This is a genomic window from Planomonospora sp. ID82291 (assembly GCF_015711645.1).
Classification (GTDB): Bacteria; Actinomycetota; Actinomycetes; order Streptosporangiales; family Streptosporangiaceae; genus Planomonospora.
This window is the reverse complement of record NZ_JABTEX010000003.1, coordinates 410096-421729: the sequence shown is the minus strand read 5'-3', so window position 1 is coordinate 421729 and position 11634 is coordinate 410096. Positions and strand designations below refer to the sequence as shown.

Annotated in this window: 11 protein-coding genes; 10 read left to right on the top strand and 1 reads right to left on the bottom strand. The window is 75.7% G+C overall.

Annotation, left to right across the window (positions count from 1 at the left end; all coding sequences use genetic code 11):
* Positions 1–268: 268 nt before the first annotated feature.
* Positions 269–610 carry a DUF5713 family protein gene (locus tag HS045_RS21180; protein WP_307827629.1) on the bottom strand — a complete coding sequence of 114 codons (342 nt, stop codon included), beginning with the start codon at positions 608–610 and terminating at the stop codon, positions 269–271.
* A gap of 333 nt (positions 611–943) precedes the next feature.
* On the opposite strand from HS045_RS21180, the gene HS045_RS21175 reads away from it, so the two are divergent.
* From HS045_RS21175 to fdhF, 10 genes are all read left to right on the top strand, one after another.
* Complete coding sequence (locus tag HS045_RS21175; RefSeq protein WP_196453191.1) at positions 944–1858, top strand: universal stress protein; 915 nt, start codon at positions 944–946, stop codon at positions 1856–1858.
* 4 nt (positions 1859–1862) lie between these two features.
* Positions 1863–3188, top strand: coding sequence for an HAD-IC family P-type ATPase (locus tag HS045_RS21170; RefSeq protein WP_307827628.1), 1326 nt, complete (start codon positions 1863–1865; stop codon positions 3186–3188).
* A gap of 213 nt (positions 3189–3401) precedes the next feature.
* Positions 3402–5024 carry an FAD-dependent oxidoreductase gene (locus HS045_RS21165; protein WP_196453190.1) on the top strand — a complete coding sequence of 541 codons (1623 nt, stop codon included), beginning with the start codon at positions 3402–3404 and terminating at the stop codon, positions 5022–5024.
* Positions 5025–5138: 114 nt separating this feature from the next.
* Positions 5139–5402 carry a metal-sensitive transcriptional regulator gene (locus HS045_RS21160; RefSeq protein ID WP_230884656.1) on the top strand — a complete coding sequence of 88 codons (264 nt, stop codon included), beginning with the start codon at positions 5139–5141 and terminating at the stop codon, positions 5400–5402.
* A gap of 188 nt (positions 5403–5590) precedes the next feature.
* Positions 5591–5905, top strand: coding sequence for a rhodanese-like domain-containing protein (locus HS045_RS21155; RefSeq protein ID WP_230884517.1), 315 nt, complete (start codon positions 5591–5593; stop codon positions 5903–5905).
* An 83-nt stretch (positions 5906–5988) separates the two neighbouring features.
* Complete coding sequence (locus tag HS045_RS21150) at positions 5989–6315, top strand: MBL fold metallo-hydrolase (protein WP_374191400.1); 327 nt, start codon at positions 5989–5991, stop codon at positions 6313–6315.
* Positions 6309–6668: a hypothetical protein gene (locus tag HS045_RS34800; protein ID WP_230884516.1), complete on the top strand. Its 360-nt coding sequence runs from the start codon at positions 6309–6311 to the stop codon at positions 6666–6668. Before HS045_RS21150 ends, HS045_RS34800 begins: the two co-directional genes overlap by 7 nt.
* A 41-nt stretch (positions 6669–6709) precedes the next feature.
* Complete coding sequence (locus tag HS045_RS21140) at positions 6710–6925, top strand: DUF1918 domain-containing protein (protein WP_196453189.1); 216 nt, start codon at positions 6710–6712, stop codon at positions 6923–6925.
* 208 nt (positions 6926–7133) lie between these two features.
* Positions 7134–8846, top strand: a complete 1713-nt coding sequence (locus HS045_RS21135) for an NADH-ubiquinone oxidoreductase-F iron-sulfur binding region domain-containing protein (RefSeq protein WP_307827627.1) — start codon at positions 7134–7136, stop codon at positions 8844–8846.
* Entirely contained in the window at positions 8843–11626 is a 2784-nt protein-coding gene (gene fdhF, locus HS045_RS21130) for a formate dehydrogenase subunit alpha (protein WP_307827626.1), read from the top strand. The genes HS045_RS21135 and fdhF overlap by 4 nt, the downstream gene beginning before the upstream one ends.
* Positions 11627–11634: the final 8 nt, after the last annotated feature.

Here is an 11634-nt window from a genome sequence, read left to right as displayed (position 1 = left end):
GCCGGAGCCCCCGGCGGGGGAGAGGCCGGTCCGGGCAGGGCGGCCGGAGAGGGGCGGGGACCCGGGAGGGGCAGGGCCGCGACCGCGCTTCCACCGGCCAGGAGCACGGCCAGGCAACCGGCGACGAGCAGCCAGAAACGAGGCCTGCGCAGCTGATTATCTGTTTTCCCGGGCATAGGGCACAAACCTTATTGCCCCTGGGGTATCACCAAAAACACCGGTAACGGTCACGGAAGGGGGTGGGCCCGCCGGTGGACCGCCGTCGCCGTCACCAGTCGCGCGCGGCGATCAGCTCCTCGGCGTCCGCCTCCGCGAACCCGTACGCCGCGGCGACGAACCGGAAGTCTTCGGCGATCACCTCCCGTGCGACGGTCTCGATCGCGCTGCCGGCCGCCTCGAACTCCGCCTCCAGCGCGTTGAACTCCCGCGTGGCGACCTCCGTGAGCGCGTACAGGGCCGCCAGGTCCTGCGGCCGCCCGGCCTCGATCCGCTCGCACAGCCCCAGCAGGATCGCTCTGCCCCGGTCGACGACGTGATCGGGGAAGTAGGCGTCCTCGTACATCCCCTTGAGGAACGCGTGGCCGAGCACCCGCTGATTCACCGGCGGCACTGTGATCTCCTCTTCTGCGCGCGGACCGATGCCGCGATACTGCACTGCGCCACCGACAACGCCCGCCGGGCGGCGGGCCGGGGTGGCCGCCGTCGTCCGGTACGCCGCTTCCTGTCAGGGGACCTTTCGGCCGTGCCCGGGACCGCTGCGACTGCGGGCCCCGCCTGTGCAGTGCGCCGCCCGTGTCCGGAGCGCGGGTGGGTATCACCTCTGCACGGCGGCGGCCACTCGCCAGCGCGGCCCGGGGGCCGGGCCGGAGGTCCTCGGCGACGGGGGCGTTGTGCTCTGCCGGTGCGGGCCGCCGCTTTCGACGATGGATTCGAGGTGAGGACCATGACCGCGACCCGCGCAGTCGTCGTCGGTTACGACGGTTCGGACTTCTCCATGCAGGCCCTGGACTGGGCGATGGACGAGTGCGAGCTGAGGAGGCTGCCGCTGACGGTCACCCATGCGTGGCGCTGGCCGTACGGCGAGGCCTCCGAGGAGGCCAAGGCCCACCTGCGCAAGGCCGCCGAGCACGTGCTCTACCACGGCGCCGCCTGCGCGCGCTCGTGCAGCGCGGTCGCCGAGATCGCCACCGACCTGTACGAGGGCCCGGCGGGCGAGCGCATCGCCGAACTGTCGGCCGGCGCGGACCTCGTCGTGATCGGTTCCCGCGGCCTGGGCGCCCTGGCCCGGTCCGTGATCGGCTCCGTCACCGTCTACGTCGCGGCGCACGCCTGCTGCCCGGTGATCGTCGTGCGGGGTCCCGGGCCGATCCCCGTTCCGGCCGATCCCGGTCCCGTGGTGCTGGGGCTGAGCCCGGCCACATCCGATGAGGCGCTGGAGTTCGCCTTCGGTGAGGCCGCGCTGCGGCGGCTGCGCCTGGTGGTCGTGCACGCCGTCCACCTGCAGGCCATGGCGTGGGGAACGGCGATGGCGCCCCTGCCCGACGTCGAGGCCCTCACCCGGGCCGGGCAGGAGGGGATGGAGGAGCGGCTCGCGCCGTGGCGCAGCCGGTATCCCGGTGTCGCGGTCGAGGCCCGCACCGTGACCGGCACGCCGAAGGAGGTGCTGGGCGCCGCCTCGGCCGGGGCGAGCCTGATCGTGGTCGGCGCGGACCGCGCCCGGCACCGGGAGGGGCACCCGGGCACGGTCGTGCGCGTGATGGTCGAGCACGCCCGCTGCCCCGTCGCCGTCGTACCCGCTCCCGCCGACCGGCCGCATCGGGAGCGGGAGGACGGGACCCCCTCAGAACACGGGAGATGACCCTGTGGCCGGCGATCCAGCGGGTGGTCTCGCGGACGCATCGGCCGCCGGTCCGGTGCGGGCGGGCCTGGACTCGGTCGAGGCGGCCCGCCGTCTGGCCGCCGACGGCCCCAACCGGCTGCCCGCCCGCGGGCGCAGCCCGGTGCCGCTGCTGCTGCTGCGGGAGATGGTGCACTTCTTCGCGCTGCTGCTGTGGGGTGCGGCCGCACTGGCGCTGCTGGCCGGGATGCCCCAGCTGGCGGTCGCCATCGTCGTGGTGGTGCTGCTCAACGGCGTCTTCGCCTTCGCCCAGGAGTACCGGGCCGACCAGGCGAGCAGGCGGCTGCGCGAGCTGATCCCCGCCGACGTCACGGTCCGCCGCGACGGCCGCCGTACCGTGGTGCACGCCGCCGACCTGGTCGCCGGGGACGTGGTCCTGCTGGAGGCCGGCGACCGCATCAGCGCGGACCTGCACCTGGCCGAGGTTCACGCGCTGGCGGTCAACGAGTCCATGCTGACCGGGGAGAGCGTCCCGGCCCGTCCCCGTGGAGGCGATGCGGTCTTCGCCGGGACGTTCGTCGTCGAAGGCCAGGCCGAGGCCGTCGTGACGGCCACCGGCGCCCGCACCCGGCTGGCCGCCATCGCCGCCCTCACCCAGGCGGCGAGGAGGCCGCCCAGCCCGCTGGCCCGCCGCCTCGGCACGGTCATCAAGGTCGTCGCAGCCATCGCACTCGGCGTGGGAACGCTGTTCTTCGCCCTGACGCTGCTGCTCGGCATGGCCCCCACCGACGGGTTCCTGCTCGCCCTCGGTGCGGAACCGGCCAATCCGCGCACCATGGACGGGCCCGCACGCACCGGGGCGCTCCTGGACCGGCGCCTGCTCGTGCGCGTCTTCGGCGTCCTCGGGCCCGCCCAGGCCGTCGTGGAGATGGCCGCCTTCACCGCGGTGCTCGCCCTGGGCGGCTGGGCGCTCGGCGCCGATCCGGATCCCGCGCTGCTGGCCGCGGCCTCCGGCACCGCCTTCGCCGCGGTGGTGCTGGGGCAGCTCGCCAACGCCTTCGCCTGCCGCAGCCAGACCCGCTGGGCCGGGAGCCTGCCGTGGCGGAGCAACCGGCTCCTGCTGGGAGCGGTGGCCAGCGAAGCGGTCCTGCTCCTGGTCTTCCTGGGTTCGCCGCCCCTGGCCGGCCTGCTGGGCGGCGCCCTGCCGCCACCGGCCGGCTGGGCGCTGGCCGCCCTGGCGGTCCCCGCCGTCATCGGCGCCGACGCCCTGCACAAGGCCCTGCGGCGCGGCGGCGCGGAACCGGGAGCCGTCCGTGGTCTGCGGGGGACCGGACGGGAGAGAAGTGGATGAGCACTGCGTCCTACCCCAGCGGATTCCGGGTGACGGTACCGCCCCGCCCCGAAAAAGCCGGGCTCGCCCACGGTGACGGCTCTCCCTCATAGTGGGCGACGTCACTCCTGTGGTGATCTCTCATGGAAATATACCCAGGGGGGTATCTGTTGGAGGTGGTGGAAGGGCGCGCACCGGGCCACCCTGCATCCGCACTCCGAGGAGATCACTTCGATGAAGACCGTCATCATCGGCGGGGTCGCCGGCGGCATGTCCGCCGCGACCCGGCTGCGCCGCCTGGACGAGTCGGCCGAGATCGTGGTGCTGGAGCGCAGCGGCCACGTCTCCTACGCCAACTGCGGCCTGCCGTACCACCTGGGCGGAGTGATCGCCGAGCGGGACGCGCTGCTGCTGCAGACGCCCGCCAGCCTGCGCGAGCGCTTCGCGCTGGACGTGCGGGTGCGCCACGAGGTGATCGGCATCGACGCCGCCGCGCGCACGGTGACGGTCCGGGACCTGGCCTCCGGCGCGGTCTACGCCGAGACCTACGACCACCTGGTGCTGTCGCCCGGCGCGGCGCCGTTCGTGCCGGACGTGCCGGGGGTCAAGCGTGCCCGCACGCTGCGCACGGTCGAGGACCTCGACGCCCTCGTCGGCGCGCTCGCCGCCGAGCCGCGCACCGCGGTCGTGGTCGGCGGCGGCTTCGTCGGCCTGGAGACCGCCGAGAACCTGCGCCGGCGCGGTCTGGACGTGACCGTGGTCGAGCTCGCCGACCAGGTGCTGGCCCCGCTGGACGCGGAGCTGGCCGCGCTGGTCCACGCCGAGCTGCGCCGGGGCGGCGTCGCCCTGGAGCTGGGCACCGCCCTGGCCGCCGTGCACGACGACACCGTGGAGCTGACCGACGGCCGCCGCCTGGCCGCCGACCTGGTCGTGCTCGCCATCGGGGTCCGCCCGGACGTCGCCCTGGCCCGCGAGGCCGGGCTCGCGATCGGGCCGCGCGGCGGCATCGCCGTGGACGAGCACATGCGCACCTCGGATCCGCGGATCTTCGCGGTCGGCGACGCGGCCGAGAAGATGGACGCGGTCGCCGGGGGCCCGGTGCTGGTGCCGCTGGCCAACGCCGCCAACCGCGCCGGGCGGCAGGTCGCCGACGTCATCGCCGGCCGGCCGGTGCGGCTGGCGCCCAGCCTGGGCACCGCGATCGTGAAGGTCTTCGGCCTGACGGTCGCGGTCACCGGCTGGAACGAGAAGCGGGCCCGCGCCGCCGGCCGGGACCACCGGGTCATCCACACCCACCCGGCCTCGCACGCCGGCTACTACCCCGGGGCCGCGCCCATGGCGCTCAAGCTCGTCTTCGACCCGGGCAGCGGGGAGATCCTGGGCGCGCAGGCGGTCGGCACCGAGGGCGTGGACAAGCGCGTCGACGTGATCGCCACCGCGATGCGCGCCGGGCTGACCGCGCCCGAGCTGGCCGACCTGGAGCTGGCCTACGCCCCGCCGTTCGGCTCGGCCAAGGACCCGGTCAACATGCTCGGCTACGTCGCCGCCAACCTGATGGACGGCACCACTCAGAGCGTGCAGTGGCACGAGCTGGAAGCGGCCGTCGCCGCCGGGGCGCACCTGGTCGACGTCCGTACGGCGGGCGAGTACGCGGCCGGGCACATCCCCGGCGCGCTCAACGTGCCGCTCGACGGGCTGCGCGAGCGCGTCGGCGAGCTGCCGGCCGGATCGCTGGTCGTCTACTGCGGGGTCGGGGTGCGCGCGCACACCGCGACCCGGCTGCTGACCGGCCTCGGGCGGCGGGCGGCCAACCTGGACGGCGGCTACACGACGTGGAAGGCCGCCACCGCCGCCTGAGCGGCGTATACGCGATCGGACCGGCAGGGCCGCCCGAGGGCGGCCCGGAAATCGACCATCATCCTCCTGGTTACCCCCAGGGGCATATTGGACGCGGAGGTGGAGAACGTGGAGATGGACGCGACCGTCCTGGCCGACGCGCTCACCCGGCTCAAGCGGGCCCACGGCCAGCTGGGCGGAGTGATCGCGATGATCGAGAACGCCGAGGACTGCGAGCGGGTGCTGACCCAGCTGGCGGCGGTGTCCAAGGCGCTGGACCGGGCCGGATTCAAGATCATCTCGACCGGTCTGCGGCAGTGCCAGCTGGCGCGCGAAACCGGGCAGGAGCCGCCGATCACCCCCGAGCGGCTGGAGAAGCTGTTCCTGGCCCTGTCCTGAGACGTCCTGGAGACGGCTCGGAGGGCCCCGCGCCGTCCCGGTCCCGCACCGGGACGGCCCGGCCCGGCCCGCGCATCCGGCGCGGAACGCCTCCCGCCCGCCGGGTGGGCAGGTGGGGAGCCATCCCGAGCCGGGGCATCCATCTGCCCGTGGAATACCCCCCCCGGGTATATTCGTTGAGGAGTGACATGATGACGATCCGTGAGACCACCATCGCCGAGCTGCGGCGCACCGACCTGACCGGCACCGTCCTGCTGGACGTGCGCACCCGCCCGGAGTTCGCCTCCGGCCACCTGGCGGGCGCGGTGAACGTCCCGCTGGACGAGCTGGGCCCGCACCTGGCCGGCTACGCGGGCAGGGACGTGGTGACGGTGTGCCTGTCCGGAGGCCGCAGCGCGGTCGCGGCGCAGGCGCTGCAGAACGCCGGAGCGCGGGTGCGCTCCCTGGCCGGCGGCACCAACGCCTGGCAGCGGGCCGGCCTGCCGCTGGAGAAGGGCCGCTGACGCCCTCCGCACACCGCCCATCCCGCAACCGACGACACCGACAACCCGCTCCTGATACTCGACGACGCGAAGGCGGCGAGACGATGACCACGATCCACGTCGAGGTGGTGGAGACCTCCTCCCTGGGCGACCGCGGCTACCTGGCCCACGACGGCCGCGTCGCGCTGGTGGTCGACCCGCAGCGCGACATCGACCGGATCCTGGCCCTGGCCGGACGGCTCGGCGTGCGCATCACGCACGTGGCCGAGACCCACCTGCACAACGACTACGTCTCCGGCGCCCTGGCCCTGGCCCGCCTGACCGGCGCGGCCTACCTGGTCGCCGGCGCCGACACCGTCGGCTTCGAGCGGCTGCCGGGCCGCCGCCGCCACCAGCCTGCTGCAGCGGGCCGGTCGGACAGGCGATGCTGACCGCACTCGGCCTCGGCGCCGTGATCGGCGTCCTGCTCGGGCTGCTGGGCGGCGGCTCCATCCTGGCCGTGCCCGCCCTCGTCCACGGTGCGGACCTGCCCCGCATCCGCGCGGGCCAGGTGCGCTGGCGCATCGCCGCCGTCATCGACGCCGACGCCCTCCGTGAGCCCTCTGGGCCAGGCACGCGGTGCCGTCCATTCGTTGACCGCGATGACGGCCCGGTGCTGCGCGTATGCGCGCTACCGGGTCCTTGGGCCCGGGCGGTTCAGGACACCCGCCCTCTGCGTCGCACCGCAGGCCGGAGGGATGATGGAGATGAAGGCGGGGCGCCGTTCGGCGGCCCGCCCCCGTGACCGCCCGCCGTGCGGGACGGCCGAGGAAAAGGGGGAAGGCGATGAAGGCAGCGGTAGGGGACCGGCTGATCGTCGAAGGCACCTACGACCACGAGCCCCGGCGGGTCGGCGTGGTCGTCGAGCTGCGCCATCCGGACGGCTCGCCGCCTTATGTGGTGCGCTGGATGGACGCCGAGCACGAAACGCTCGTGTTCCCCGGTCCGGACGCGCGCGTGGTGACCAAGCAGGAGCGGGAGGCCGACCTGGCGGCCCTGTGAACCGCCTGCCGGAGGCGCCGGGGACCCGCCAGGTCGAGGTCCCCGGCACCGGAGCCTCGGCCGCGGCGCCGCTCTGGACGTCGTGCACGCCGCCGTCGAGCGCCTCCAGCGGACACGCCGACTCCCGGAAGGCGATTTGACCGAATCCGTCCGCAGAGTTGAGCCACGGAGGACGGCACCGGTCAGGAGGCCGGGAAGGTAGACGACCGTGGACGCGACCGACCGTTTCGACGCCTTCCGCGCGCTGGCCGACCGGCGCGGACGTCCCGGCGTCCGGCTGATCGCCTCCCTGGCCGACGCCGCGGCCACCGTACCGGAGGGCCCGCGGGAATGGGCGCCCGCGGCGGCCGAACGGCTGGGTCTGCCGGCGGCGGCCGGGCTGGGACCGGCCACCTTCTACGCCGACCTGGCCGCCGGACACGGCCGCCGCCACGTGCGGGTCTGCACCGCCGCGGCCTGCTTCGCCGCCCGCCTGGGCGAGCACCTGCCCGAGGTCGAGCAGGCCCTCGGCGTCACCGCCGGCCCCACCGGAGCCGGTGGCGAGGTCGGCGAGGTCGGCGAGGTCTCTGTGCAGGCCGTCCGCTGCCTCGGCTACTGCTACGCCGGACCGGCCTGCCTGGACGGAGACGCCCCTTGCACCGGCCCGGACGTCGCCGACCAGCTGGCCGGCCGGGCCCGGCCGCACGACCCGCCGATCCCGGTCGCCGACGCCACCGGCGACCCGGTCGTGCTCGCCGGGATCACCGGCGCCTGCGGCCCGTGGCAGGTCTGGCCCGAGACCGCGGCCGCCCGCACCCCGGAGCGGGTCCGCGCCGAGGTGGCGGCCTCCGGTCTGCGCGGGCGCGGCGGAGCGGGGTTCCCGGTGGCCGCCAAATGGGCCGCCGCGGGCGGCTCGCCCGACACCGTGGTCATCGCCAACGGCGACGAGGGCGACCCCGGCTCCTACGCCGACCGGCTGCTGATGGAGGCCGACCCGGCGCGCGTGCTGGAAGGGCTGGCACTGGCCTGCTTCGCCTGCCGATCCCGCCGGGGCGTGGTCCTGGTCCGCTCGGAGTACCCGCGGGCGCTGGAGCGGATGCGCGCCGCGCTGCGGGACGCCTACGCCGACGGGCACCTGGGCCGGGACGTGCACGGCGGCGGCGCGGACCTGGACATCCGGATCGCCGAGGGCGCCGGATCCTACGTCGCCGGCGAGGAGACCGCCCTCATCGCCGGTCTGGAGGGCGGGCGCGGCTGCGCGCGGCCCCGACCCCCGTACCCGGCGCGGGAGGGCCTGTGGGGCGCCCCGACCGTGGTCAACAACGTCGAGACGCTGGCCGCCGTCCCGTGGATCGTGCGCCGCGGCGGACCCGCCTACGCCCGCCGCGGCACCCCGGCGGAGGCCGGGACGAAACTGGTGTGCCTGTCGGAGCGCTTCGCCCGGCCCGGCTGCTACGAGGTGGAGCTCGGCACGCCGGTGCTGCGGATCGTCACCGAACTGGGCGGCGGCCCGAAGGAGGGCACCGAGTTCGACGTCGTGCAGGTCGGCGGGCCGCTGGGCGGGTTCCTGGCCGCCGACCGGCTGGACGTGCCGCTGACCGAGGCCGCGCTGGCGAGCCGCGGCGCCGCCCTCGGCCACGCCGGCCTGGTCGCCTTCGACCGGCGCGCGCGGCCGGAGGACGTGCTGCGGCACGTGTGGGAGTTCGCCGCCGCTGAAAGCTGCGGAGCCTGCTCGCCCTGCCGGGTCGGCTCCCGTCGCGGCCTGGAGATCGTGCGGGAAGCCGGGCCCGGCGGACCGGACGGCGACGGCGCGGCGGAGTACGCGCGGCTGCTGCGGGTGATGGGCGCGGCGAGCCTGTGCGCCTTCGGGCGCCGGGTGCCGGCCGCGGTGCGCAGCCTGGTCCGCGCCTACGGCGACCGGCTCGCGGGGTGGGACCGGTGACCCGCCCGGTACCCGGGGAGATCCCGGAGGCCCATCGGACCGGTGAGGTACGGACGGTGCGGGCCGACGTCGACGGCGTGCCCGTCCAGACGGCCGAGGGAGCCACGGTGCTGGCCGTCGTGCGCGCCGCCGGCGTCGAGCTGCCCGCGCTCTGCCACGACGACCGCCTCACCCCGGCGGGCTCCTGCCGTACCTGCCTGGTCGGCGCCGATGGCAGGGTCGTCGCCGCGTGCGTGACCCCGATCGCCGACGGCGTGCGCATCGAGACCGGCACCGCCGAACTGGAGGCGCTGCGCCGCGACGCCGTGGAGCTGATCGTCTCGGTCCTGCCGTCCCGCGCCCTCGACGGCGGCGCGGACGGCTCCGAACTGGCCCGCGCCTGCCACGCCCTGGACATCACGCCGGAGGCCGCCCGGGGGAGCGGCGGGCGGGGCCGCGACGACAGCCACCCCTACGTCCACCTCGACCGGGACCTGTGCATCGCGTGCGGCCGGTGCGTGCGCGTCTGCGCCGACGTGCAGGGCACCTTCGCCCTGACCCTGACCGGCCGGGGCGCCGACACCGTGGTCGCCCCCGGCACCGGCGGCGCCTGGATCGACTCCGACTGCGTCGCCTGCGGCGGCTGCGTCGACACCTGCCCCACCGGCGCGCTCAGCGAGCCCGGCCTGCCGCCCGGCCCGCGCCCGCCGACCACCGCCACCCGCACCACCTGCGGTTACTGCGGGGTCGGCTGCACCCTGGAGGTGCTCACCCGGGACGAGGAGATCGTGGCGGTCCTGCCCGCCCGCGACGGACCCGTCAACCAGGGCCACGCCTGCGTCAAGGGCCGCTTCGCGCACGGCTTCCGCACCTCGCCCGAACGGCTCACCCGGCCGCTGCTGCGCCGCGACGGCCGCCTGGAGCCGGTGGACTGGGCCGAGGCCCTCGACCACGCCGCCCGCGGCCTGCGCGCGGCCGTCGCCGCCGGCGGACCCGACGCGGTGGCGGCGATCTCCTCGGCCCGGGCCACCGACGAGGAGAACTACCTGATCCAGAAGTTCATGCGGACCGTGATCGGCACCAACAGCGTCGACAACTGCTCGCGGCTGTGCCATTCCCCCTCGGCCGCCGGGCTGACCGCGGCGTTCGGCCTGGCCGGCGGCACCGACTCCTTCGACGACGTCGAGCGGGCCGACTGCCTGCTGGTGGCCGGCGCCAACCCGGTCGAAGCGCACCCGGTGGTCGGCGCCCGCCTGCTCCAGCGCGTCCTGCGCGGGACCCGCCTGGTCGTCGCCGACCCGCGCGCGGTCGGGCTGGCCGGCCACGCCGACGTGCACCTGCGGCCCCGGCCCGGCACCAACGTCGCCCTCTTCCACGGCCTGGCGCACGTGCTGCTCGCCGAAGACCTGACCGACGAGGAGTTCCTGCGCGAGCGCGCCACCGGCCTGCCGGAACTGGCCGGGCTGCTCACCGGCTACCCCCCGGAACGGGTGGAGGCGATCACCGGGGTCCCGGCCGCCGACATCGTGGCCGCCGCCCGCCTGTACGGCCGCGCCCGGCGGCCCGCGATCGTCTACGGGCTGGGCGTCACCGAGCACCTGCACGGCACCGACGGCGTGCGGGCCCTGGCCAACCTGGCGATCCTGCGCGGCGCGGTCGGCACCGGCCGCGGCTACGGCGTCAACCCGCTGCGCGGCCAGAACAACGTCCAGGGCGCCTCCGACATGGGCGCGCTGCCCGACCTGCTGCCCGGCTACCAGAAGGTGACCGACCCGGCCGCGCGGGAGCGGGTCGCCCGGGTATGGGGACACGCGGTCCCGGAGAAGCCCGGCCTGCGCATCCCCGAGATGTTCGCCGCCGCCCGCGCCGGCGACCTGCGGGCGCTGTGGATCATCGGTGAGGACGTGTGCACCACCGATCCCGACACCACCCGGGTCGCCGAGGCGCTCCAGGCGTGCCCGCTCGTGATCTGCCACGAGCTGTTCCTGTCGCCGACCGCGCGCCGCGCCGACGTGGTGCTGCCGGCCGCCTCCTGGCTGGAGAAGGACGGCACGTTCGTCAACTTCGACCGCCGCTTCCAGCGGGTGCGCCCCGCCCTCGCCCCGCCGGGGCAGGCCCGGTCCGACTTCGCGATCGTCCACGCCCTCGCCGCCGCTCTCGACGCCGACCTGGGATGCGCCACCCCGGCCGCGGCGCTGGCCGAATGCGCCCGGCTGGCGCCGCTGTTCGCGGGCGTATCGCACGAGCGGCTGGACCGCGAGGGGGCGCTCTGCTGGCCGGTGCCCGATCCCGCACGTCCCGGAGAGGCCCGGCTCCACACCGGACGCTTCGCCACCCCCGACGGCCGGGCGCACCTGGCGGCCCGCCCCTACCTGCCGCCGGGCGAGGAACCGGACGAGGACCATCCGCTGGTCCTGGTCACCGGACGGCGCTGGGCGCACTACAACTCCGGCGGCATGACCCGGCGCACCGGCAACCTCCGGCTGGAGGCCGTCGACCGGCTCGACCTGAACCCCGCCGACGCCGCCCGGTACGGCCTGCGCGACGGCGACCCGGTCACGGTGGAGAGCCGCCACGGCCGGGCCCGCCTGACCGCCCGGATCTGCGCGGAGACGGCGCCCGGACAGGTGTTCTGCGCCTTCCACTTCCCCGAAAGCGGGGTCAACGCGCTCACCTCCGACCACGCCGACACCGTCACCTCCTGCCCCGAGTACAAGGTCACCGCGGTGCGGCTGCTGCGCGACCACGGCATGGCCGCAGGCGCGGTCGCGCCCCCCGGGGAAGGCGGGCGGCGCGCCTGACGGCCGGG